This is a genomic window from Streptomyces sp. WMMB 714 (assembly GCF_900090125.1).
Classification (GTDB): Bacteria; Actinomycetota; Actinomycetes; order Streptomycetales; family Streptomycetaceae; genus Streptomyces; species Streptomyces daqingensis.
Genome location: NZ_FMHJ01000003.1, coordinates 479,295 through 503,419, shown reverse-complemented (window position 1 = coordinate 503,419; position 24,125 = coordinate 479,295). Strand labels below are relative to the sequence as shown.

Annotated in this window: 18 protein-coding genes and 1 tRNA gene; 15 read left to right on the top strand and 4 right to left on the bottom strand. The window is 71.9% G+C overall.

The window, feature by feature from the left end; all coding sequences use genetic code 11:
- The 3 genes from lanM to H181DRAFT_RS07525 all read left to right on the top strand — a co-directional run bounded on the left by lanM (window position 1) and on the right by H181DRAFT_RS07525 (window position 4,041).
- Window positions 1-2,850, top strand: coding sequence for a type 2 lanthipeptide synthetase LanM (gene lanM / locus H181DRAFT_RS07530; RefSeq protein WP_158715420.1), 2,850 nt, complete (start codon window positions 1-3; stop codon window positions 2,848-2,850).
- Entirely contained in the window at window positions 2,847-3,011 is a 165-nt protein-coding gene (locus H181DRAFT_RS29130; protein ID WP_139131674.1) for a DUF945 domain-containing protein, read from the top strand. The genes lanM and H181DRAFT_RS29130 overlap by 4 nt, the downstream gene beginning before the upstream one ends.
- A gap of 70 nt (window positions 3,012-3,081) precedes the next feature.
- Window positions 3,082-4,041, top strand: a complete 960-nt coding sequence (locus H181DRAFT_RS07525) for an LLM class flavin-dependent oxidoreductase (protein WP_175439724.1) — start codon at window positions 3,082-3,084, stop codon at window positions 4,039-4,041.
- 200 nt (window positions 4,042-4,241) lie between these two features.
- Here the strand turns inward: H181DRAFT_RS07525 and H181DRAFT_RS07520 are convergent.
- Window positions 4,242-4,314: transfer RNA gene (locus H181DRAFT_RS07520), tRNA-Arg, on the bottom strand.
- Between the two features lie 338 nt (window positions 4,315-4,652).
- Here H181DRAFT_RS07520 and H181DRAFT_RS07515 point away from each other — a divergent pair.
- From H181DRAFT_RS07515 to H181DRAFT_RS07485, 7 genes are all read left to right on the top strand, one after another.
- On the top strand, window positions 4,653-6,422 hold the full coding sequence (locus H181DRAFT_RS07515) for a dynamin family protein (RefSeq protein ID WP_074467756.1): 1,770 nt from the start codon (window positions 4,653-4,655) through the stop codon (window positions 6,420-6,422).
- 5 nt (window positions 6,423-6,427) lie between these two features.
- Entirely contained in the window at window positions 6,428-8,728 is a 2,301-nt protein-coding gene (locus H181DRAFT_RS07510) for a GTPase (RefSeq protein ID WP_052708489.1), read from the top strand.
- 174 nt (window positions 8,729-8,902) lie between these two features.
- The gene (locus tag H181DRAFT_RS07505; RefSeq protein ID WP_045863564.1) at window positions 8,903-9,379 is read left to right on the top strand and encodes a single-stranded DNA-binding protein; all 477 of its coding nucleotides are present in this window, start codon (window positions 8,903-8,905) and stop codon (window positions 9,377-9,379) included.
- A gap of 209 nt (window positions 9,380-9,588) precedes the next feature.
- Entirely contained in the window at window positions 9,589-11,088 is a 1,500-nt protein-coding gene (locus H181DRAFT_RS07500; protein WP_078895554.1) for a thioester domain-containing protein, read from the top strand.
- Between the two features lie 136 nt (window positions 11,089-11,224).
- The gene (ettA, locus tag H181DRAFT_RS07495; RefSeq protein WP_045863407.1) at window positions 11,225-12,889 is read left to right on the top strand and encodes an energy-dependent translational throttle protein EttA; all 1,665 of its coding nucleotides are present in this window, start codon (window positions 11,225-11,227) and stop codon (window positions 12,887-12,889) included.
- 17 nt (window positions 12,890-12,906) lie between these two features.
- Window positions 12,907-13,356, top strand: coding sequence for an acyl-CoA thioesterase (locus H181DRAFT_RS07490; RefSeq protein WP_074467755.1), 450 nt, complete (start codon window positions 12,907-12,909; stop codon window positions 13,354-13,356).
- A complete protein-coding gene (locus tag H181DRAFT_RS07485) occupies window positions 13,325-13,987 on the top strand; it encodes a DUF8185 domain-containing protein (RefSeq protein WP_045863405.1) in 663 nt (220 codons plus the stop codon). Before H181DRAFT_RS07490 ends, H181DRAFT_RS07485 begins: the two co-directional genes overlap by 32 nt.
- A 74-nt stretch (window positions 13,988-14,061) precedes the next feature.
- Here the strand turns inward: H181DRAFT_RS07485 and H181DRAFT_RS07480 are convergent, their stop codons facing one another.
- The 3 genes from H181DRAFT_RS07480 to H181DRAFT_RS07470 all read right to left on the bottom strand — a co-directional run bounded on the left by H181DRAFT_RS07480 (window position 14,062) and on the right by H181DRAFT_RS07470 (window position 16,432).
- Window positions 14,062-14,463, bottom strand: a complete 402-nt coding sequence (locus H181DRAFT_RS07480) for a globin (protein WP_045863404.1) — start codon at window positions 14,461-14,463, stop codon at window positions 14,062-14,064.
- A 164-nt stretch (window positions 14,464-14,627) separates the two neighbouring features.
- Entirely contained in the window at window positions 14,628-15,707 is a 1,080-nt protein-coding gene (locus H181DRAFT_RS07475) for an ABC transporter permease (protein WP_045863403.1), read from the bottom strand.
- Entirely contained in the window at window positions 15,704-16,432 is a 729-nt protein-coding gene (locus tag H181DRAFT_RS07470; RefSeq protein WP_045863402.1) for an ABC transporter ATP-binding protein, read from the bottom strand. Before H181DRAFT_RS07470 ends, H181DRAFT_RS07475 begins: the two co-directional genes overlap by 4 nt.
- A gap of 71 nt (window positions 16,433-16,503) precedes the next feature.
- On the opposite strand from H181DRAFT_RS07470, the gene H181DRAFT_RS07465 reads away from it, so the two are divergent.
- The 5 genes from H181DRAFT_RS07465 to H181DRAFT_RS07445 all read left to right on the top strand — a co-directional run bounded on the left by H181DRAFT_RS07465 (window position 16,504) and on the right by H181DRAFT_RS07445 (window position 24,093).
- On the top strand, window positions 16,504-17,448 hold the full coding sequence (locus H181DRAFT_RS07465; RefSeq protein WP_045863401.1) for a methyltransferase domain-containing protein: 945 nt from the start codon (window positions 16,504-16,506) through the stop codon (window positions 17,446-17,448).
- A 143-nt stretch (window positions 17,449-17,591) separates the two neighbouring features.
- Window positions 17,592-18,329, top strand: coding sequence for a sulfite exporter TauE/SafE family protein (locus H181DRAFT_RS07460; protein WP_045863400.1), 738 nt, complete (start codon window positions 17,592-17,594; stop codon window positions 18,327-18,329).
- A gap of 712 nt (window positions 18,330-19,041) precedes the next feature.
- Window positions 19,042-20,367: a coiled-coil domain-containing protein gene (locus H181DRAFT_RS07455; RefSeq protein WP_074467754.1), complete on the top strand. Its 1,326-nt coding sequence runs from the start codon at window positions 19,042-19,044 to the stop codon at window positions 20,365-20,367.
- A 301-nt stretch (window positions 20,368-20,668) separates the two neighbouring features.
- Window positions 20,669-22,420: a PP2C family protein-serine/threonine phosphatase gene (locus H181DRAFT_RS07450; RefSeq protein WP_052708488.1), complete on the top strand. Its 1,752-nt coding sequence runs from the start codon at window positions 20,669-20,671 to the stop codon at window positions 22,418-22,420.
- Window positions 22,421-22,725: 305 nt separating this feature from the next.
- Window positions 22,726-24,093, top strand: coding sequence for a vWA domain-containing protein (locus H181DRAFT_RS07445; protein ID WP_045863398.1), 1,368 nt, complete (start codon window positions 22,726-22,728; stop codon window positions 24,091-24,093).
- Window positions 24,094-24,125 lie beyond the last annotated feature (32 nt).

Here is a 24,125-nt window from a genome sequence, read left to right as displayed (position 1 = left end):
GTGGCTGAACCGGACGTCTCCATACCGGCGTTCCTCCCCTTCTACGCGCACCTGGCCCCCAGAAGCGCGGTCGAGGACGCACTGCGCGACCTCGCCGCACCGGTCACCGCGCCCGAACACCTCGAAGAGGTGCTGGACCAGGTGTGGAGCGGAATGCTCACCGCCGTCGAAGGCCAGTCCTTCCGGACGCTGATCGGGGAGTTCCACGCCTTCCGCGAGGACCACGGACTCCCCATGGACGCCGAGGGCGACAAGGCGCTCCAGGCGTTCCGCGCCCACCTGGGCAGCGACGCCAACTGCCGCGAGCTGACCGGCAGATACCCGGTACTCCGGCAGCGCCTCGCCACGATCCGGCGGAACCTGCTCGACGCGTACACCGACCTGTTCGCTGCCTGCGCAGCGGACCGCGCGGAGCTGAAGGCGGCCGGACTGCTCCCGGCGGGGGACTCCGAAGCGCTGATCGAGAAGATCTTCCTCACCGGCTCCGACCCCCACAACGACAACCGGCAGGTGATCCAGCTTCGGCTGACGGGCGGGACACGGCTGGTCTTCAAGCCGCGCGCCCTGGTCTCCGACCGCTTCGTGAAGGACCTCTACGACGCGGCAGACCCCTACCTCGAGCACTCGCTGCGCGACTGCATACCGATCTCCGTCTCCACGGACACGCACGGGTGGCAGCAGCACGTCGCGTCCGCACCGATGGACTCCCCGGACCAGCCGGCGCGCTACTTCTACCGGTTCGGGGCGCTCTGCGCGGTCTTCGGCACCCTCGGCGCCTCGGACATGCACGACGAGAACCTGCTGGCGTGCGGCGAGACCCCGAGCGTCATCGACACCGAGACGATGCTCCGTGCCGACGCCGGCGTCGACAACGACTCCCTTCCGCACGTGCTCGTGAACCACATGAAGCTCTCGGTGGTCTCCACGATGCTCGTCCCCGTGGTGAACCCGACGTCGCCCATCGACGTCGTCATGGCGGGCGTGGGAGTCGCCGGCGACCAGAAGTCGAAGCTCAAGCGCGCGGCGGTCCGTGACGGGACCACGGACAGGATCTCCGTCACCTGGGAACCCGTCACGTACAAGCACCACGGAAACGTGCCCCGCCTCGGAGACGAACGGCTGTCGGCCCCCGACTACTTCAGCGACATCCTCGCCGGGTACTCCGACGGCCTCGCCTTCGTGCGTGACGGCGGGATCTCGAAGGTCGTCGACGCCTATCCCGGCATGCCGGTCCGCAGCCTGATGCGTTCGACGATGGTCTACGGCCGGTTCCTGGACGCCTCCACGCACCCCGACTACCTGCGCGAGCCCGCCGAGGCCGCACGGCTGTTCGGGCTGCTCGCCCGCATGCCGGACTACCTCTCGCCCGAGGCGGCCGACTACGTGGCGGAGGAGGAACGCGCGTCGCTCTCGACGGGGAACGTCCCGTACTTCATGACGCGGGCGGACTCGAAGGAACTGTCCACGCTGAGGACCGGCTTTCCGGGGGTGTACAAGACCTCTCCGCTCGACATGGCGCGCCGCGGGATCGCCATGAACTCCGAACGCAGCGACCTCTACCACCATTTCCTGCTGGAAGAGTGTTTCAGCGAGGTCGTGGGCGAGGACAGACCGGAAGGACTCTCGTCGGAGAGCCTGTTCGGGAGACCGGTCCTCGACAGCGCACGCCCCGGCGCCTGGTGGCCGGAGATCGCACGCCGGATCGACGAAATCGGCGTGCGGTTCGAGGGGCCGGAGGGAACCGAAACCGGCTGGGTCTGCGGCATAGGCCCGGAGCGGAACGTCTCGACCATCACGCCGGGCAACTTCGTCTCGTTCCACGACTCCGGCGGGATAGTCACCTTTCTGGAGAGGGCGTCGCGCCACGACAGCGAACTGCGTTCCGTTCACGCCGGAGCCGACCGGGGTCTGAGAAGTCTGCTCGCGAAGTACGGCGACCTGCTGATGCAGACACCGGAATCCGTCTTCACGGGCGCCGCCTCGATGCTGCTCACGAGACCCGCGGACGTCGACCGTGAATGGTTGGCGAAGGTTTTCGAGAGAATCGAGGAGCGGGCGATCTCGAACGAACTCGAAAACGACCTGGCGAATGGCCCGGCCGGTCTCCTGATGGTTCTGCTGTCGCGCATCGGGGAAAGCGGAGTGGGCGGGGAGAGCGTTCTCTGCGACGAGAAACAGCTCGGGAAGCTGCGCGACCTCACTCTCGAGCACCTCTCCGCGGACAGAACGGCGAAGTGGTTCGACGTCGCCCACGGCGAGCTGGGGCTGCGCTGGGCTTGTTCGCGGCTGGGAAGAGTGCTCGACGATCCGGCTCTGGTGGAGCAGTCGGCCGACTGGCTCGTCTCACGGTCCTCCTCGGGCGAGCAGACCCCGTACGCGGGCTGGTGCAACGGCGCCGCCGGCCAGCTTCTGACCTCGGCGGAGATCCTCGGCGCGGCAGGCCGTACGGACTGGCTCAAGGGTGCGCGGCTGCAAAGCCTGGTCGACAAGGCGACGGCCCTTCCGGAGGGCCGGGCGTTCGATCTCTCCGTCTGCCACGGCAGCAGCGGTGTCGTCCAGTCGCTCGTCGCCGCCGGCCGCCTTCTCGGAGAGAAATCCCTCTTTACCAGAGCCCATGAGTATCAGGAACTCGTTCTTGACAGAATCCGGAGGACCGGATTTTATACAGGGGCTGGAGGCCGGACATCCCTCTTGGGATACATGTTCGGGTGGTCCGGTATCGGTGACACCGACGTCATTCTCCAGTCCTCCGGAACGAGCCCTGGAAAAAGCGTCGGCGATTCTCACCTTCCGGTCGCGCTTTCCAGTGGTGTTCTCGACCGACGGACAGCAGCAGGAGGTTCACAGTGAAGAAGAGCCGCGGCACTTGGGGTGTCGTCGTCGCTATCGGCGGCGCCATCGCGATCACGAGCGCATACAGCGGAAACACCGTGCTCGCCGGAGTGGTCGGTGTGCTGACCGTCGTCGTCGCAGCGGCCACGTTCATGAAATTCGACCGCAAGCAGTCCTGACGAATCGGGGCCAGGGGAGCGCAGCGCGCACACCTCGATGCGGAAAAGCCCGTAGAAAGGAATTCCCGGGGTGCGGCTCTCGATTCTCCTCCCCTTCGGTCCTGTCCGTCCGGAGCAGGTCGTCCCTTTCGCGAACCTGGTGCACTGGACGTGTGCGCACAGGTTGTGGCAGGGCCACGGAATGCTCCTGGACAGCCATCATCTGATCAATTGGCTCGCTGGAATCGGCATCAGGGTCCCTTCCGGGTTCGGTGTCTCCCTGATGCCGCTCCGCTCTCCGTACCAGGCCGCACTGGAAGCACGTTCCGTGGCCCTCAACACGGGGCATTCCGTCGTGGCCGGGTTCGGCCCCGGAGGGGTCGCGGCCCAGCGCAGTTTCATGGGCAAGCCGTACGCCAGCCCGCTCGCGGCGAGCCGCGAGTACGTCAGCACGGTGCGAGGCTTGCTGTCCGGCGAGGTCACGGAGGTCCACGGGGACCACTACTCGTCCGTCTCGCGCCTGGTGGAGTTCAAGCCGGCGCCCGTCTCCGTGGGCCTGGGCGTCCTGCGGGAGAAGATGGCCGCCCTGGCCGGTGAGATCGCCGATGTGGCCATCACCTGGCTCGGCTCCGCGCACTACCTCCACGAGACGCTGATGCCGGCGATGGAGGACGGCGCGCGGGAGCGCCGCTCCGGCGACCCGGCCAAGGTGACGGCCATCGTGCCCGTCGCCCTCTCCGGGCCCGACCGCAAGGTGGCCGATCTGGCCGCTGCGGCCTGCGGTCAGCACATCCAGGCCCCGCACTACAAGGACGCCCTGCGCAAGGCCGGTGTCGAGATCACCGGCGACGGAAGCTCCGGGGACGCCATGAAGCTCGTCGACGGCGGTGTCTTCCTGTACGGCACGGCCGAGGAGATCCACGAGCGGCTGGACGAGTACCGGAAGATCGGCGTCGACGAGGTCGTGCTGAACGCCACCGGCGTCGGCAACGTCGCGGGCCCCCGCGCGGCCGCCACCGACCTCCTGGCGATCCTCGACGCGGCTTCCTGACGCCGGCCGCGGGCGCCGCCAGGGGGCCGCACCCCGACCCCGCTCCACCCTGCCGCCCCGGTCAGCAACCCCCCTGCTGGCCGGGGCTTTCCTCTCGGCCCGCCCGCGGGCCGCCCCGTCCCCGTCCGCGCGCCGCGTGCTCGTACTTCCGGAACCGTGAAACGCCGCGCTCTACGCATGTAGAACGCGGCGTTCGTGTGCGCCCCCGGCAGGACTCGAACCTGCGGCCAAGCGCTTAGAAGGCGCCTGCTCTATCCACTGAGCTACGGGGGCCGGTCTCGGTCGCGGAGTGCGGGCGTGCCTCCGGGTGACCGTGGCGTGGTCAAGGATAGGGGGCCCCGTGGCTGGCGCTGTTTGCTTCACGTCCGCGACACCATGTGGAGGTTCAGTGAAGCGCTCCCGATAATCGCAGGCCGGTGCGATTCGTGCAGCGGTTTTCGCCGTGTGCCGTACGGGTGTTGCGCAGTCGTTATGGGTGCGTCGGCAGCGGTGGTGACGAGTGGCGGGTCACATGGGGCGAATGGCCCATTCGCATCCGAAACCGATTGTTTTCGCTGCGCAGTGCCGTGGATAGGCTTCAAAAAGGCAGCAAATTTGGGCATTCTGCGCATGTGGCGATCTTGAACGTACGGCCAGAACTGCTCGATGCACTTACCGCGCTGCGCGAAGGCGTCGCCGCTGCACGCTTTCCGCTGCCCCTTCCGGGCGCCGAGCGCGCCCGGCGTTCGCGCGACGAACTGCTCGCCCAGCTCGACGACTACCTCATGCCGCGGCTGCGCGTTCCGGACGCGCCGCTGCTCGCCGTGGTCGGGGGATCGACGGGAGCGGGCAAGTCGACACTCGTCAACTCGCTCGTGGGGCGCAGGGTCAGTGAAGCGGGGGTGCTCCGTCCGACGACGCGTACGCCGGTGCTCGTGTGCCATCCCGACGACCGCGAGTGGTTCTCCGGACGGCGCATCCTGCCGCGGCTGGAGCGGGTCCGGGTGCCCCGCCAAGACGCCGCCCAGGGCCAGTTCGGAGTCGGCGCACGCGGGGACTCGGCCGACGACGAGCTGCTCGGTGTCGAGGAGACGGACGCCGAGGACGACGGCAGACGTCCTCTGCGGATCGAGACCGACTCCGCGCTGCCCCCCGGTCTGGCCCTGCTCGACGCACCCGACATCGACTCCCTGGTCGCCCGCAACCGCGACCTCGCCGCGGAACTCCTGTGCGCTGCGGACATCTGGGTGCTCGTCACGACTGCCGCGCGCTACGCGGACGCCGTGCCGTGGAATCTGCTGCGCACCGCCAAGGAGTACGACGTCACGCTCGTCACCGTCCTCGACAGGGTGCCGCACCAGATCGCCCCGGACGTGGCGAGGCAGTACGGCGCCCTCATGATCCGTGAGGGGCTGGCCGACGTGCCGCGCTTCACCGTCCCCGAACTGCCGGAGTCCGCCGGGGGATCGGGGCTGCTCCCCGCAACAGCCGTCGCGGGCCTGCGCAATTGGCTCGCGCAGCGGGCCCTGGACCCCGCCGCGCGGGCGGTCGCCGGCCGCCGTACCGCCGTCGGGGCCCTCGCGTCGCTCCGCCCTCGCGTCGCCTCGCTCGCCAACGCCTCCGCCGCACAGCACGCCGCGGCGACGCGGCTGACGGGCCACGTCGAGGACGCCTTCGAGGAGGCCCGTGTACGCGTACGGCGGCACATCGCCGTCGGTGAACTCCTCGCGGGCGACGCCGACGCGCTGTGGCGCGGCTTCCCCGTCGACAGCCGGGGCGAGGAGGTGCTGGACGCCTTCGAGGAGGGGCTGACCACGCTGCTGGCCTCCGCCGTCGCCGCCGCCGACGAGCGCATCGCGGAGTCCTGGCGCCGCGAACCGGCCGTGCCCGGCGGGGAGTCGGCGGAAGCGACCGGAGACCTTCCGGCAGACCGCGGCCGCGGTCTGCCGGAAGGTCTCCGCGGGTCCGACGGGCGGGGGCGCATGAACCTGCTCGTGCGCCGCTGGCGGCGCTGCATGGAGGAGCTCGCCGACGAGGAGGCGCGCGCGGTCGACCACGGTTTCGGCCGGGACGCCGAGGAGGCGGCGGCGCTGCTGGCGACCGCACTCGTGGGCGGCGGCCACGCGGCGGGCGCCTACCGGTCGCTGGCGGCGGCGTTCGGCGAGGTGAGCGCGCGGAAGCTGAGGGAGTGCGGTGTGCGGTTGCTCGCGACGTACGTGGAGAGAGCGCTGTACGGGGAGCGGGACCGCCGCCTGGCACCGCTGGAGGCCCTGGAGACGGCGCCCGGCCCGCAGGTCGACCTGATCGCGGCGCTGTCGGTGCTGCGCAAGGCGGAGGCGGCGGTTCTCCCGGGGCCGGGAGCCCGGAAGTTGACGGAGTCGCAGTCCCAGACGGAGAGGTGACGGCAGTGTCCACAACGGATGTTCGTATCGACGGCTCGTCCGAAGAGAAGCAGGCCGCGCCGGACGCCGCCGCGGGCAGCGACGGTCCCACCGCGAGCGGCGAGAACCGGGAGCGGCAGGCGGCCGCAGCGGAAGGCGATGCCGCCGCCGAGCCGGGTGAAGGGACCGCCGCGGACGGCGAAGCGGGAGCGTGGGACGACGGGCTGATCGCGAGGCGCGCGCACGCCGCGTCGGCGCCGGGTGAGCGTCCTGCCTGGTCGAGGGCCGCCGCACTCTGGGGCACGGACCCCGACCCGGAGCCCCCGGACTCCGGGGGCCACGGCGTCACGGCGGCGCCCGGACGGCAGATCCCCGGCTGGTCGTCCGACGAGGCGTCACCGGTACAGCCGTACGAGGACTTCGAGGGCCACGAGGAGTACGCGCAGCGTGCGCACGGGGCCGGCCCCCGCGGAGCGGAGACCTCGCTGTCCCAGCGGCTCGCCGCGCTGAGCAGGCTCCTCGACCTCTCCCGCTCCCGGATCCCCTCGGGCGTCCTCGCGGAGGCCCAGCGCGTCCTGGACGCCGCGGGCGCCCGCAAGCAGCTCCCGAGCGCGTACACGACCGTGGCGATCGCCGGAGCCACGGGCAGCGGCAAGTCGTCCCTCTTCAACGCCCTTGCCGGAACGCGGCTTTCGCAGGCAGGCATGCGCCGCCCCACCACCGCCACACCCGTCGCCTGCTCGTGGGAGGTGCCGGGTGCGGGCCCGGCCGACGGCCTCCTCGACCGGCTCGCGATCCCGCAGTCGACGCGCAGGCTCATGCGTCCCGAGTCGGACTGGCGGGGACGCATCGACGACTCGGCCCGCCACGAACTGGAGGGGCTCGTCCTCATCGACCTCCCGGACCACGACTCCGCCGCGGACGGCCACCGCGCACAGGTGGACCGGCTGCTGCGGCTCGTCGACGCGGTGGTGTGGGTCGTCGACCCCGAGAAGTACGCCGACGCCGTGCTGCACGAGCGGTACCTGCGCCCGCTCGCCGGGTACGCCGAGGTGACCTTCATCGTCCTCAACCAGACCGACCGCCTCCCCGGCGAGGCGAAGGACGCGGTGCTCAACGACCTGCGGCGGCTGCTCGACGAGGACGGCATGGCGCTGGGCGACCACGGGGAGCCCGGCGCGCGGGTGCTGGCCACCTCCGCGCTCGGGGGCGAGGGCGTCGACGAACTCCGCACGGACCTCGCGCAGTTCGTCGCCCGGCGCCGCGCTGCGGGACTCCGGCTCAACGCCGACCTGGACGGTGTCGTGGGACGGCTGCGTGCGGTGTACGTGCCTCCCGGCCACGTCCCGGCGGCGGCCTCAGCGGACGCGCTGTCCGGGCTGACGGAGGAGGTCCGCGACGACTTCGCCGACAGGCTGGCCCGCGCGGCGGGCGCGGTCACCGCGGGGCAGGCGGCCGAGCGCGCCTGGCTGCGGCTGGCCGACCGCGCGTGCGGGACGCCGTGGGCCCGCCTCCAGCACTGGTACGACGACCGCCGCTCCGCCAAGGAGGAGCCCGTCGCCGCGGAACTCGGCGACGCGGGAGCCGAGTCGGCCGAGGCCGAGGCGTACGCCTTCTCCGAGGCGGGCGAGCAGGCCGGCAGGGAAGGTGCCGGAGGCGAGCTGCCCGGCGCGCCCGCCGCCTCCGCGGCGGCACCTCCGGCCGGCGACAGACTGCCCAGGGTCTCGCGGCCTGCTGTCGCCCACGCCGTTCGCACAGTGGTCGAGCAGGCGGGCGCCGGGCTGCCCGAGGCGTGGCACCGCTCCGTGCGGGACGCCGCGTGGCGCGGAGCGGCGGGGCTGCCGGAGGCCCTGGACAGGGCGCTGCGGGAGGACGACGCCCCCGAGGGTGCCGCGGACGGCTCGGAGAGGGACGGGCAGGGCGACGGCGGGACCGCGCGGGGCGGACGCGCCCGGGCGGCAGCGCTGCGCCGTCCGGCCTGGTGGGCGCTGGCCTTCCTGGGGCAGCTGGTGCTGCTGCTTCTCCAGCTCGTCGGTGCCGGATGGGTGGCCGCGACAGCGCTGGGCGCCGGTGTCGGCGAGGAGTGGATGGGGGTCGCCCTGCTGCTCGGGGGCGTGCTCGGCGGTTCGCTGCTCTCCTGGGGCTGCCGCTTCGCGGCGCGGGGGCCGGCGGCAGCGTACGGGCAGCGTGAGGAGTGGCGGCTGCGCCGGCTCGTGGCGTCGTGCGGGCAGGTCAGGGTGCTGGAGCCGGTGGCCGCGGAGCTGCTGCGCTACCGGGAGGTGCGCGAGCAGTACGTGATCGTGTCGGGCGAGGCGGGCCGGCTGTAACCGTCCGTCCTGAGGGGGCCGGAGCGGCGTCGAGGCGCGCTCCGGCCCCCTCAGGTGTGAGCGGGTTGTCCACAACTATTCGGTAATCCCCAGCTCTGAGCGGGATTTCGGAAATCGGTGCACTCTGAGGTCCGTGAGCGGCGCGGGTGGCGCTGCCGGGATCAGGGGGTGCGTGTGAACGAGTCGCAGGTGACTGTCGTGGGCAACGTCGCGACGCCGGTCGAGTTCCGGAGGTCGGCCGCGGGGCTGCCGACAGCCCGGTTCCGCCTGGCCAGTACCGTGCGGCGCTACGACCAGAGGTCGGGAGGCTGGGCGGACGCGTTCACGAACTTCTACACCGTCTGGGCCTGGAGATCGCTGGCCGCCAACCTCGCTTCGTCGGTGACGGTGGGGGAACCACTCGTCGTCACAGGGCAGTTGCGGATCCGTCAGACGGAGCGGGACGGACGGCAGTTCGCCTCGGCGGATCTGACGGCCACGGCGGTGGGCCACGATCTCTCCCGGGGCACGTCGGCGTTCGTCCGCACCCCGTCGCGGAGCGGCCCGCGTGCTGGTCCGGGCCGCAACGCGGAGGCGCCCGGAGGGAGTTCCGGAGCTGTGACCGGCGGCGACGTGGAGGCGGTCATTCCGCGTCAGGGTGCCGCGCCGTGATCGTCCCGGTCCGCCGGATTCGCTGATAACGATTGTGGATCAGAACGCTTGCTCGACCCGTTCGAGGGGAAGCGGGTCGCGCCCGCTCCTTACGATCCTCCGCATGGCTGACGGGGGTTCAGTGCTGTGCGGCGAGACAAGACCGTCCCCGACCACCGGTCACCGAGTGACCGCCGATGTCGTGTCCGTCTCGCCCGGAGGGGAAATCCATGAGCTTTGTCCGCACCGCTGTGACTGTCGTGGGCGGATGCGCGACCGCGCGGAGGCGGCGGCTGCTGGCCGCGGCGCTGTTCGTGCCGGCGCTGCTGGCGGGCGGCCTGACGGCTGCAGCCACCCCCGCAGCCGCAGGACAGGCGGCACCCGGGGAGCAGCCCACCTGGCGGGGCGGTGCCCTGGCCACGCTGCAAGGGCTGGAGACGCACGGTGAGGCGGTCGTCCGCGAGGACGGCGAGGAACTGACCACGAGCGCCGGCCTGTTCGAGATGGCCGTCGACGGCGGCGGAACCCTGCAGACGTACGGCACGGACGTCGACAGCGCCACGCAGGACCAGGCTCGGTACGGCGAGACGGACTGGGACCAGACCTCGCTGCACGGCAACCGGAACGCGGGGAAGATCCTCTGGATACTCCGGCACTCGTACCCGCAGGTCAACGATCTGCAGGCGCTGGCGAAATCGTCCGGGGCGGGCAAGCTCACCCCGGAGACGGCGGCGGCGGGCACCCAGGTGGCCATCTGGAGGTACTCGGACGCCGGGGGAGACGTCGAGGTCGAGGCCGTCGACCCCGCCGCGGAGAAGCTCGCCGACCACCTGCACCGCAAGGCCCGCACGCTGGCCGAGCCCAGGGCCTCACTCTCCCTCGACTCCGCCGGGGTCGCCGAGAAGGCGAAGGGCCGGTTCGGTCCGCTGAAGGTGCGTACCGGCGCACCGAGCGCGGCGATCGCCCCGGCGTCCCGCTCCGCCCTCCGCGACGTTCGGGTCGTGGGTGACGGCGGCAGGAGCGCGGCCTCCGTCCGGGACGGCGGGCGGCTGTACCTCGACGTGCCGTCGGAGCGCCGGACGGGGACGGCCTCGCTGACCGTGCAGGCCGCTACGAAGGTCCCGGTCGGCCGGGCCTTCGCAGGAGTGGGAGGGCAGGCCGGCAGCCAGACGCAGATACTCGCGGGCTCCAGCCGGTCCACGGTCTCGGCGACGGCCGACGTCAGCTGGGACGAGCACGGCGTGATACCCGCCGTCGGCGCGGTGAAGGACTGCCGGGAGAGCGGCGTGCGCCTCACCGTGACCAACTCCGGTGACCGGCCGTTCCGCTTCCGCGCCGCGGGCGAGGCCCACACTGTGCCGGCGAAGCGCAGCAAGAAGATCACGGTGCCCGTGGGCGAGGACCAGGCGTACCGCATCCCCGTCAGCGCACCGGGCGTGCGGAAGGCCTTCACTGGCGTACTGGACTGCGTCACGAGGAGCGAGGCCGCCAGGCCGGACATGAGCGGGATGACGACGCAGTCCCAGCCGGCCACTGTCGGCGGGGGCGGCTCGGGCGGCTCCGCCCAGGACGGCGGGGACCTGGCGGAGACGGGTGCGAGCAACACCCCGGTGCTCGTCGGCGTCGCGGTGGGACTCGTCGTCGTGGGTGCCGTCGCGGTCCTCGCGGTGCGCCGCCGCGGGCCGGAAGAGGCCGGAGAGCCGGGGGAAGCCGGACAGCACACTTCGTAGCGAGCAGTTCACACCGCGGCGTGGGGGCCGCGACCGCCCCGTTTCGGGCTGAGCGGTGACGTGCGGCAAGATGGGTGCTGTCTGCCCATGCGGCGCGGCCGCACTTCGACACCTACTGATTGCCGGACGGTTCCTCTTGGCTGAGTACATCTACACCCTTCGCAAGGCGCGCAAGGCGCATGGCGACAAGGTGATCCTCGACGACGTCACCTTGAGCTTCCTGCCGGGCGCGAAGATCGGTGTCGTGGGGCCGAACGGCGCCGGTAAGTCCACGGTGCTGCGCATCATGGCCGGGCTCGACCAGCCCTCCAACGGAGACGCCCAGCTCTCCCCGGGCTACAGCGTCGGCATCCTGCTGCAGGAGCCGCCGCTGGACGAGTCGAAGACGGTCCTGGAGAACGTCGAGGCCGGCGTCGCGGAGACCAAGGGCAAGCTGGACCGGTTCAACGAGATCGCCGAGCAGATGGCGACCGAGTACACCGACGAGCTGATGGAGGAGATGGGCAAGCTGCAGGAGCAGCTGGACCACTCCAACGCCTGGGACCTGGAGTCGCAGCTCGAGCAGGCCATGGACGCGCTGGGCTGCCCGCCCGGGGACTGGCCGGTCACGAACCTGTCCGGCGGTGAGAAGCGCCGCGTCGCCCTCTGCAAGCTGCTGCTGGAGCAGCCCGACCTGCTCCTCCTCGACGAGCCGACCAACCACCTGGACGCCGAGTCCGTCCAGTGGCTGGAGCAGCACCTGGCGCAGTACCCCGGCACCGTCGTCGCGATCACTCACGACAGGTACTTCCTGGACAACGTCGCCGGCTGGATCATGGAGCTGGACCGCGGCCGTGCCATCGGCTACGAGGGCAACTACTCCACGTACCTGGAGAAGAAGCAGTCGCGTCTGAAGGTCGAGGGTCAGAAGGACGCCAAGCGTCAGAAGCGGCTCAAGGACGAACTGGAGTGGGTCCGCTCCAACGCCAAGGGCCGTCAGGCCAAGTCCCGGGCGCGGCTGACGCGTTACGAGGAGATGGCCGCCGAGGCGGAGAAGACCCGGAAGCTGGACTTCGAGGAGATCCAGATCCCGCCGGGCCCGCGACTGGGCAACATCGTCGTGGAGGTGGAGAACCTCAGCAAGGCGTTCGGCGACAAGGTCCTCATCGACGACCTCTCCTTCTCCCTGCCGCGCAACGGCATCGTCGGCGTGATCGGCCCCAACGGCGCGGGCAAGACCACGCTGTTCAAGATGATCCAGGGGATCGAGGAGCCCGACGCGGGCAGCATCAAGGTCGGCGACACGGTCAAGATCTCCTACGTCGACCAGAGCCGCGAGAACATCGACTCCAAGAAGACCCTGTGGGCCGTCGTCTCCGACGAGCTCGACTACATCAACGTCGGCCAGGTCGAGATGCCCTCCCGGGCCTACGTGTCCGCGTTCGGTTTCAAGGGACCGGACCAGCAGAAGCCGGCCGGCGTGCTCTCCGGCGGTGAGCGCAACAGGCTCAACCTGGCCCTCACCCTGAAGCAGGGCGGCAACCTGCTGCTGCTCGACGAACCGACCAACGACCTCGACGTCGAGACGCTCTCGTCGCTGGAGAACGCGCTGCTGGACTTCCCGGGCTGCGCCGTGGTCGTCTCCCACGACCGCTGGTTCCTCGACCGCGTGGCCACGCACATCCTTGCCTACGAGGGCGAGTCCAAGTGGTTCTGGTTCGAGGGCAACTTCGAGTCGTACGAGAAGAACAAGATCGAGAGGCTGGGTCCGGACGCGGCTCGTCCGCACCGCGCGACCTACAAGAAGCTCACCAGGGGCTGAGGCAGGCGGTCTGACACGTGCGGCATACATACCAGTGCCCTCTGCGCTGGTCGGACATGGACGCCTACGGGCACGTCAACAACGTCGTCTACCTCCGCTACCTGGAGGAGGCGCGGATCGACTTCATGTTCCGGGTGGCGGAGGAGTCGGTGCGCGACGCGGAGACGGGAGCGGAAGTGCCGTTCCGCGGCGGCTGCGTGGTGGCCAGGCACGAGATCGACTACCTGCGTCCGCTCTTCCACCGGCACGAGCCGGTGACGGTCGAGACCTGGGTGACGAAGCTCAACGCGGCCTCCGCCACTCTCGCCTACGAGATAAGCGACGCGGGCAGGGTGCACGCACGGGCGACGACCGTCATCGTCCCCTACGACCTGAAGGAGGAGCGTCCGCGGCGGATGACCGCCGGCGAACGGGCGTTCCTGGAAGGCTACTTGGATGACAGTGCGTCAGCGTCTCGTCTTCGCTGACCCCGGTGAGGCAGCGGGGCTCGAAGCGTTTCTCGGGCGTCTGCTGCGCTGGGAGAAGAACGCCGCCGTCCGTATCCAGGCGGGCGGCGGCGTCGTCGGGATCTTCGCGAAACCCGCCCGGTTCGAGGTGGTGGCCGTGCGTACGGCCCGGTTGCTGGAGTCCGCGGAGACGGACGCCACCGTCTCCGCCGGTGAGCTCCTCGAAGGGCTGGACGAACCAGCGGAGGCCTTCACCGTCCCCGCTCCGGTCACCGGCCCGCCGTGGACGGGCGTCCTGCCACCGCGTGGCGGCTGGGAGGCCTTCGGCGAGGTGCCGGCGGACGCCGTGCGTGCGGTGGCCGGCGCCGCTGTGGCCGAATTCCGGGAGCGGGCCGAGCAGTTGCAGCAGCGGGACCGTACCCGCGCGAAGCTGGACGCGCTCGCCGAGGAGATCTGGTCCCGGCCGCTGGGCCGTACCCCTCTTCCTCTGCGCGCCGTGCACGCCGCCTACGCACTCGGCTTCCTCGCGGGCGAGGAGCCTCTGGGCCTGCTGAGGACCGGTTCCTGGCTGCGCCTGCGCACACCGGCCGGTTCGGTCGTGGTGCGCCAGGGAGGGGAGAAGGGGCAGGGGCTGAGCGTCACGCCCGTCTGACGCCACACGGCAGCGGCTCTTCCGCAGCCGTGCTGCGCGCTTCTCCGCCGCGTCGGGCAGGGCCGCTCTCCGCCCTACTCCGCTGTGTTGATCATGGAGTTGGCGGCGTACACGAGGTAGTCCCAGAGCTGGCGCTCGTGCTCGGGAGCGAGTTCCAGGCTGTCGACGGCGTCCCGCATGTGCTTCAGCCACGCGTCGTGGGCCGCCCTGTCGACCTTGAAGGGCATGTGGCGCATGCGCAGCCGCGGATGGCCGCGCGAATCGCTGTACGTGCGGGGTCCGCCCCAGTACTGGATCAGGAAGAGCGTGAGCCTCTCCTCGGCCGGGCCGAGGTCCTCCTCCGGGTACATCGGGCGAAGCACCGGGTCCTCGGCGACACCCTCGTAGAAGCGGTGCACGAGGCGCCGGAACGTCTCCTCGCCGCCGACCTGCTCGAAAAAGGTCTCCGTCTGCAAGCTGCCGCGCCGAATCTCCATCACGCCTCCATGGTGTCAGATGCTCCGGCCGAGGCCGCCGGTCCTAGGTCCCGGCAGCCCCGGCCGGCGGAAGCGCGAAGGCACGGTGCCCGTGTGCGGCGCCGCGCGGCGGCAGGGTTCCCCATGCCGCCGCGCGGCCTCACGCGCTCACGTTCCCGGTCCGCTCAAGCGTCGTCCCAGCGGAAGAACCGGGAGGCGATCAGCGTGACCACCGCCGCGAACAGCAGCAGTCCGCCCATCACCGGCAGCGCCGCGCCCCAGCTCTCCCCCCTGGTCATCACGGACTGCATGGCCTCCGCGAGGTGCGTCAGCGGGAGGAAGTCGGAGACGGTGCGCACCCATGCCGGCGCGATCTCCAGCGGGAAGAACGAGCCGGAGAGGAAGGCCATGGGTAGGACGATCAGCTGCGCCAGCCCGTTCGCCGCCTCCTCGGTCTTCGCCCAGGAGCCGATGAGCAGCCCTATCGACATGAACGCCAGCGTCCCGCAGGCGACCAGCGGCAGGCTGAGCCACCAGTGGCCCGTCAGCCGCAGCCCGTACATGGGCAGCGTCGCCAGTCCGATGAAGATCGCTGTCTGTGCGAACGCCAGAGCGAGGTTCACCCCGACTCTCGCCCCGACGACCGAACCCGCGGTCACGGGTGAGAGCCACAGCCGCCTCAGGATGCGCTTCTTCCGCCAGCTCACCAGGTTCAGGGCCGAACCGAAGACGCCGCCCATGGCGACCGCCCAGCTCAGCAGCCCCGGCGTGAGGAACTGGATGGGTTTGACTGATTCGTCCTCGACCTGCTTCGTGGCCAGCCGGTAGGCGGGAGGCTGCCCCGTGGCTGCCTGGTTCGCCTGCTGCAGCACCGAGTTCACCACGGCGCGCACGTTGCCGGCGCGGGCCGAGTCCGCGGCGGAGTAGCGCAGCTCGACTGCTTTCCCGTCGCCCTGGAAGACGGCGGCGTCGACGTCTCCCTTCCGCACCTGTGCCAGGGCGTCCCGGCGGGCAGCCGCGGAGCCGCCGGTCTTCTCGATCTTCAGCACGCCGTGGAGGGCGGAGCGCTGGCTGTCCGGCATGGCGTCGAACACCTTGACGTTCCCGACCTGGACCACCTCCGCCCGGGGCGTCGAGTCGCTGCCGAACAGCGCCCCGAACATGGCCAGGAACATCAGCGGGAAGACGAGCATGAAGAAGACCGCCGCACGGTCGCGCAGCAGCCCCAGCGCCATCGCCCGGGAGAGGCTCAGGAAACTCTTCATTCGCGGTACTCCCTCCCCGTCAGCTGGAGGAAGACGTCCTCCAGCGACCGCACCCCCAACTCCTCGATCAGCTGCGCGGGAGCGCCCACGCGCAGGACCCGGCCCTCGTCCATGATCGCGACGCGGTCGCACAGCACCTCGGCCTCGTCCATGTAGTGCGTGGTCAGCACGACCGTGCGGCCCTCGGAGTTGATCGTGCGCAGCAGGTCCCACAGGTTCCGCCGCGCCTGCGGGTCGAGGCCGGTCGTGGGCTCGTCGAGGAAGACGAGCTCGGGGTCGTGCACGAGAGCGCAGGCGATGGAGAGCCGCTGTGCCTGGCCCCCTGAGAGCTTGTTCTCCCGCGTGCGGCTCTTCTCCGCCAGGCCCACCGTCTCGAGCATCTCGTCCGCCCGGGCGGAGGGGACGCCGTAGATGGAGGCGAAGGTGTGTATCTGCTCGCGTGCGCTGAGCCGTTCGAAGAAGGCGGACGCCTGCAGTTGCACGCCTATTCGCCGCAGCAGCGTCTTGTTGCGCGGCCAGGACGGCTCGCCCAGCAGCGTCGCCGTGCCCTCGTCGGGCTCGCGCAGTCCTTCGACGATCTCGAGAGTCGTCGTCTTTCCTGCCCCGTTGGGCCCGAGGATCCCGTAGAACTCCCCGTGCCTCACCTCGAAGGTCGCGCCGTCGACGGCTTGAGTCTCGCCGTAGCGCTTGCGCAGCCCTTCCGCGGTGATCGCGTTTCCTGTCATGCGCGGAGGCTAGGCGCTGAACATCACCTTCCGGCCTCGCGTGCGACGCGACAGCGCAGCACAGTGGAGACATGCCTGGTGCTCCGGAGCTTCTGAGGCAGATCGAGGCGAGCGGCGCCCTGACCGACCCGGCGTGGAAGGCCGCCTTCGCCGCAGTGCTGCGCGAGCTGTTCGTGCCGTACTACTACGTGACCGGGCCGGACGGCGCCCCGCAGCGGCTGTGGCGCGACGATCCCGACCCCGAGCTCCGTTCACGCTGGCTGGCAGGTGTGTACGACGACGTCCCACTGGCCACGCGGGTCCGCGACGGTGAACTGGTCTCCTCCAGCAGCCAGCCGTCGCTGATGGCACGCATGCTGGAGGCGCTGCAGGTGCACGACGGCATGAACGTGCTGGAGATCGGCGCCGGCTCCGGCTACAACGCGGCGCTCCTCGCGCACCGCCTGGGCGACGGCCTCGTGACCACCATCGACGTCGACCCCGCCATCACCAGCGCCGCCCGCGAGCACCTCGCCGCCGCGGGCCACCGTCCGCGCGTCGTCACCGGCGACGGCACACGGGGCGCTCCCGCCCACGGCCCGTACGACCGGATCATCGCCACGTGCGAGCTGTCCTCCGTGCCCAGCGTCTGGCTGAGCCAGTGCACGACCGGGGCGCTGGTCCTGGCACCGCTCGGCACGGGGCTTGTCAGCCTCCGCGTGACCGACGGGCAGCACGCCAGCGGACGCTTCCACGACCTCCCCGTCTTCTTCGTCCCGCTGCGCGGCGCCGGGCCGGGGGAGCGGAGAACGCAGGCGGGGCGGGACATCCCACGGCACGCACAGCGGCACGACTCCTTCCAGTTCCTGTTCGGCCTGACGGCGGGCTCGATGGAACCGCACGAGGTCTACGAGCTGTGGCGCACGGCGGGACGCCCCGGCCGGGAGCGCTACGGGGTGACGCTGCGCAAGGGCGAGCAGTGGGTGTGGCTGGACAGTCCGGACGGCCCCTGCACCTGGCCGCTGGCGGGCAGCTGAACGTTCCCGCTCAGCCTGGGGGCGCAGCGTCCGGCTGCGCGTCCGGACAGCGCGCCGCCGTACATCGGGACAGCGCTCTGCCGAACATCCGGACAGCCCCGGCCCCTCCCCAGCGGAGCGGTGGCGGGGCTAGCTTCGGGAGGATGATCAGCGGACTGCCCTTCCTCGCCCTGCTCGGCGGGGTCGTGCTGCTCGGCTCGTCGGTGCAGCGGATGAGCGGCATCGGCTTCGGGCTCCTGGCCTCGCCCGCGCTCGTACTGCTCATGGGGCCGGTGGACGGCGTCGCGCTCGTCAACTGCGCGGGCGTCGTCATCGGAGTCGCCGGGCTCGCCACGACATGGCGGCAGGTGCGGCTGCGCACCATGGTGCCCCTGGTCGCCGCGGCGGCGGTCACGGTGCCCCTCGGGGCGTGGTTCGCACTGCGGCTGCCGGAGCCGGTGCTGCTGACCGTGCTCGGCGGTCTCATCACGGGAGCGGTGCTGCTGGTGGTCCTGGGCGCACGGGTACGGGCGCTGCACGGGACGGGCGGCGCGGTGGCGGCCGGTGCCGCGAGCGGATTCATGAACTCCGCGGCGGGCACCGGCGGGCCGGCGCTCTCCCTGTACGCCGTCAACGCGGGATGGTCCGCCCGGGAGTTCGTGCCCAACGCGCAGTTCTACGGACTGTGCGTCAACCTTCTCTCCGCTCTCGCCAAGGGGGTTCCCCACCTCGCCCGTCCCGCCTGGCTGCTGGTCGCCCTCACCATGGGTGCCGGCATCCTGCTGGGCAGTGCGCTCGCCGCACGTACGCCGGAGAACGGGGCCAGGCGTCTCATCCTGGGACTGGCGCTGGCGGGTGGCGTGGCCACCCTCGCGAAGGGACTCTGGCAGCTGGCGGCGTGATGCTCCGGCGCCCTCCCCGAACCGGGCGCGGACCGCGGCCGCCCCGCGTGCGAACTCCCGCTCGCTCCCCGCCGCCGCTCCGCACTCCGGCCGCGCTCCCCGCGGGGGAACCGGCACCCCTCCGCGCGCGTGATGACGGGATGACGGCGCACCGGCCACGGGCAGATCCCGATCCGAACAAGATCCCTGCCGAAACGGTGTGGCCCGCGATCCTCGCGGCCATACTCTGGCGGGTGGTTCCGGACCCGCAGCGACAGCCACGTCGCACGAAGTGGGCGTGGGGGAGGACCGGCAGCGAACAGGGGGAGGGTGACGAGCCGTGACACAGCCGCTCACGCAGCCGGCACGGCTGTCCGGCTCCGTGTCCCGCGCCGCCGGCCGCCCGGGGCACACCGGCGCGGCACGTGCCTGCGAACGTACGGCCGGACGACCGCTGTTCACGCCCGTCCGGCCCGCGGGGGGCGGCTCTCCCGAGCCGGCGCGACAGCCGGAGGGACGGGCGACGCGACGGCCGTCCGGCGCTCCCGGCCGGGCGGACGGCGGGGCACGCCGGACAGCGAGTCGTCTGCCGGCGACATCAACCGGGCGGCATCAGGGAAGTAACCCTCGCCGCCGAAACCACGGCACCTGGACCGACGGGGACGGCGGCCGGGACCGGCCGGCGTCCGACGGCGACCGGCAGCAGACCACGACGGAAGCGGTGAGGTGATCGATGGGGCCCGCTGGACCCACCGGCCCGGTGATGAGCCGGGAGGAGGTCGACCGTGCTCTGGAACGGCTGACCGCCGAACACGAGGCGGTCGAGTCGTCGCTGCTCGCGCTGCAGGACCACGCGGGGCGCCGCCTCCTGGAGGGCGCGCGTCTCACCGGTACGACCGCTCACCGGTGGGCGCAGGCCGAGGCCGCCATCACCCAGCTCTGGAACGTCTTCGAGACCTACAGCGCGGCCCTCGGCAAGGCGCAGGAGGTCCGCGAGCGGCGCCGCTGGCCCAGCCGGGAGGACCTCGTCGAGCTCACCCGGCTGCTGCGCGGCACGCACACCGTGCCGGGGAGCGCCCTCAACGCGGGCGGCTCGGGAGCGGGGCCGGACTCCGTGGAGGGCGCGAGGCTCACGGAGGACGTGACGCTGAGCGGTCTCGTCGAGTGGATGAACACCTGGTACGCGCGGGCTCTCGACGTGGTGGCGGCGGCCGACTCGGTCTGGTCGGCCCTGCCCGCCCGGATAGACCTGCTCGCCGCCGAGCTGCGGCGGGTGCAGTCGCTGGCGCACTCCGTGGGCGTACGCCCCGGTGAGCATCCGTCAGGCGACGACCTGGAACAGACGACCGAGGAACTGACCGCGCTGAGGGCGGAGGTCGTCGCCGATCCGCTCGCCTTCTGGATCCCGGCCGGCGGCAGCAGCGCGCCGGGCGGCGGAAGGCCAGACACCGACCGGTACGACCGCGCGGCCCGCGCTCTGGAGGACATCCGCCGGGAGATCGACGCCGTCCTGAACGTCCGGCAGGACTCCGAGCAGCGGCTCATGCGGCTGCGCGACGTCCTGTCCCGGGCGGACCGCACGCTCGCCGAAGCGCGCGCGGCGCGCGGCGAGGTACTGGCGAAGATCGCGGCCTCCGAGGTCCCCGCCGTCAGCGGCCCCCCGACAGCGCTGCAGGAGCAGCTCTCGGCCGCGGCCGAGTACCGGCGCCACTCCCAGTGGCACCGTCTCTCGCCGCTGCTGGAGGGTCTCGAACAGCGGGCGGAGGACGAGCTGGAGCGGGCGCGGGCCCAGCTCTCGGCCGTGACCGCCCCGCTCGCCGTACGGGCGGAGCTGCGCGGGCGTCTGGACGCGTACAAGGCGAAGGTTGCCCAGCACGGCATGTCCGAGGACCGGATGCTGATGGAGCGGTACGACGCGGCCCGCCGGATGCTGTGGAGCGCGCCGTGCGATCTGCGCGCCGCGGAGGACGCCGTACTGCGCTACCAGCACGCGGCCCAGGAGGTCCTGGCGCCGCGGCGGGGCGACCCGGCACCCGCCGAGGGGGTGGCGGAGTCGTGAGCGCGGCGCGGGAAGAGGCGGGACCGCGGGCGGCAGCCGGTGGACCGTCACCGCGGCCCGCCCGGCCCGCGGTGGCGCTGCCCCGCGGGGCAGGGCGCCGGGCGCGGTCACGGGGAGCGGGGCGGAGGGCGCTGAGCGCCGCCGGCGCACGGAACGGCTTCCGGGCGGCAACCGGGACGGGGCAGGTCTGCGTCCCCGGCTATGAGGCTCGTACCGCCTGCTCGCCAATGCTCGTGCAGTCCGGCACCGAGAGGATCGAACCGGTGGAAACGGGAAACCCGTTCCACCCCAGGACGTGGGTGTGACGATGCTTGATCAACTGTCCGCATGCCCCAGCTGCGCAGAGCCGCTGGAGGAAGGCGACCGCTTCTGTGGCGCATGCGGTGCCGACCTGACGGCGGCGGGGCGTGCGGTTCCCGGCACCGGGGCCCAGCGGCCTCCGTCCGGGAGCGGCCATGCCCCGCAACCCGTGCCCGCGACCACCTCGTTCACGGGGCCCGTTCCGCCGCCGCCTCCCGCGCCTCCCGTTCCGCCGCTGCCGGAGTTCCGCGATCCGGCGACGCCGCCCGCCAACGCTCCGGGCGCACCGCCCGCACCGCCCGCACCGCCCGCGGTGGCCCAGCCAGCTCCGGCGGGTCCGCCGGCCGCGCAGCCCGTTCCGCCGTCCCCTGCGGCGGCTCCGCAGCCGCCTCATGGACCGTCCGCCGGTATGCCCCCGGGGCCGCCGGCGGTGCCCCCGGCCGCTCCGGGCGAGGAGGACTTCACGCTGCCGCCCGCGGGCGTCCGGCCGGGCGGCTCGCCGGCTGCCGGTGCGGCGTTCGACCAGCCTCCTCACGGCGGGCCGCAGCCCGAACGGGGCTACGAGCAGCCGCAGGGGCGGCCGCCGTACGCGCAGCAGCACCCCGAGCAGCACCCGTCCGGTCAGCAGCACCCGTCCGGTCAGCCGCATCCCGAACAGCCCGGTCCGTCCGCGACGGGCGAGCCGGGCGCAGGGCCGGAGACGCTGTCTCCGGACGGGGCCGACGAGCGCTCCGCCGACCCCCGCGCCATGCTCGACGACTCACCGCACCCGGCCGCCGGAGGCTCCGCGGACGGTGAGGGGGCGCCGCTCCCGGATCCGTCCGGCGAGGGCGACACCCTCTCGGCGGCCATGCCCCGCTGCGTCGCCTGCGGCACGGGGGCCGTCGACGCGGACGGCTACTGCGAGCACTGCGGCCACAAGCAGCCGCGCGAACGGGACCACATGGAGCGCGAGTTGCCGTCCGCGGCGGCAGCCAGCGACCGCGGGCTCCGTCACCACCGCAACGAGGACTTCTTCGAGCTGCACGAGGCGGCGACGTCGAAGGGCTCGCCCGCGACCATCGCCGTGGTGTGCGACGGCGTCTCCTCGGCCACCAGGCCCGACGACGCGTCGGCCGCCGCCGCGCGTGCGGCGAGCGCCTCCCTGCGCGAGGCCCTCCTCAAGGGCACAGCGTCGCAGCAGGCGATGCACAGTGCGCTTCTGGCGGCGGCGGAGGCCGTCAACTCCCTTGCCGCGGAAGGCCCGAACGAACCCTCGAAGAACGCCCCGGCGTGCACGATCGTCAGCTCGCTCACAGCGGACGGCATCCTCACCATCGGCTGGATCGGCGACAGCCGCGCCTACTGGGTGCCCGAAGACCGTGCGGCACCGCCCGCGCGGCTGACCGAGGACGACTCCTGGGCGGCGCAGATGGTCGCCGCCGGTCTGATGAGCGAGGACGAGGCGTACGCGGACGCCCGTGCGCACGCGATCACCGGCTGGCTCGGGGCGGACGCGTACGAGATCGACCCGCACACCGCGTCGTTCAAGCCGGACGGCCCCGGCGTCGTGATCGTCTGCACGGACGGGCTGTGGAACTACGCGGAGTCCGCCGAGCAGATGGCGGCGGTGCTGCCGGCCGACGCCGGCCGGCGTCCCCTGCAGAGCGCCCAACGCCTCGTCGGTTACGCCCTGGACGGGGGCGGCCACGACAACGTGACGGTGGCCGTCGTCCCCTTCCGGGTGACGGCCGGCGGACAGGACGCCTCCTGAACGGCCGCGGAGTGACCCGAGCGATGTGACTTCAGCGAGGTACCTGAGCTGTGGCGTCAGCGAGGCGCGCGAGCCGCCGCTTCGGGCCGCCGCAGCGGCGGCCCGAAGCGGCGCGTCAGTGGCGTGAGCGCGGAGCAGTGACAACGACCTGAGGAAGGCGCCGGAACGAAACCGTCACGACTGGGGCCGGAACGAAACCGGAGCGACGGGGGAGAGGGTCCTCGCATGCGGGGTGCGCAAGAGGGAACCGTGCGCCCCGGCACCTTCACCCCGCCCACCCCGGCTACGGAGCAGGAGTCCACCAGATGGCCAGTTTCGCCGAGTTCGGCGCACCGCGGTTCTCCGTGGACGTCTACCAGAACGAGTACCTGCCGGAGGGCGCCCGGGAGGTCGACGCGATCGTCACCGTCACGTCGCGGCCGGGAGGCACCGCACGCGGCTTCCCGGCGGCCGGCGCGGGCACAGGGGCGCCGTCCTCCGCTGGAGGGGCACCGGGCCGCACGGACGCCGCGGTCGTGATCATGATCGATGCGTCCGGTTCGATGGACTACCCGCCCAGCAAGATGCGCAACGCCCGCGACGCCACAGCGGCGGCGATCGCCACACTGCGCGACGGCGTCTCCTTCGCGGTCGTCGCCGGGACGCACCAGGCCGAGGAGATCTACCCCGGGGGCGGCACCATGGCCGTCGCAGGCCCGGAGACCCGTGAGCAGGCGGGCAAGGCGCTGCGCAAGCTCCGCGCGGGCGGGGGCACGGCGATCGGCACCTGGCTGCGGCTGGCGGACAAGCTGCTCTCCGGGTCGGACGCCACCGTCCGGCACGCCGTGCTGCTGACCGACGGACGCAACGAGCACGAGGAACCGGAACGCCTGCGGGAGGCGCTCGACGCCTGTGCCGGCCGCTTCACGTGCGACGCCCGGGGGGTGGGGACCGACTGGGACGTCAAGGAGGTCACCGGCATCGCCTCGGCCCTCCTCGGCTCCGCCGACATCGTGGCCGATCCCGAGGGCCTCACCGCCGACTTCGAGGAGATGATGCGGAACGCCATGGGCAAGGAGGTCGCCGATGTGGCGCTCCGCCTGTGGACCCCGCAGGGCTCCTCGGTGAAGCTCGTCAAGCAGGTCGCGCCCACGGTGGAGGATCTGACGGACCGCCGCACCGGGGCGGGACCGCGCTCCGGCGACTACCCCACCGGTTCCTGGGGGGACGAGTCCCGCGACTACCACGTCCGCATCGAGGTCCCGGCGGCCGAGATCGGGCAGGAGATGCTGGCCGGCAGGGCCGCGCTGATCGTCCCGGAGGCCGGCGGCGGCACTCCGCAGACCCTCGCCCAGGGCCTCCTGCGCGCGGTGTGGACGGACGACATGGCCGCCGCGACCTCCATCAACGCCCAGGTCGCGCACTACACGGGCCAGGTCGAGCTCGCCCGGGCGATCCAGGACGGGCTGGACCTGCGCAAAGCAGGGGACGAAAAGGGCGCGACGGCGAAACTCGGCCGTGCGGTCCAGTTGGCGCACGATTCCGGAAATGGGGATACTTCGAAGTTGCTTTCGAAGGTGGTGGACGTGGTCGACGCCCCGACCGGTACTGTTCGGCTGAAGGCGAAGGTTGCAGACGCCGACGAGATGACGCTGGAGGCGCGGTCCACGAAGACGGTCCGCGTGAAGATTTAGCAGACCCGCGAGGGACGTACCTCGGGTACGGA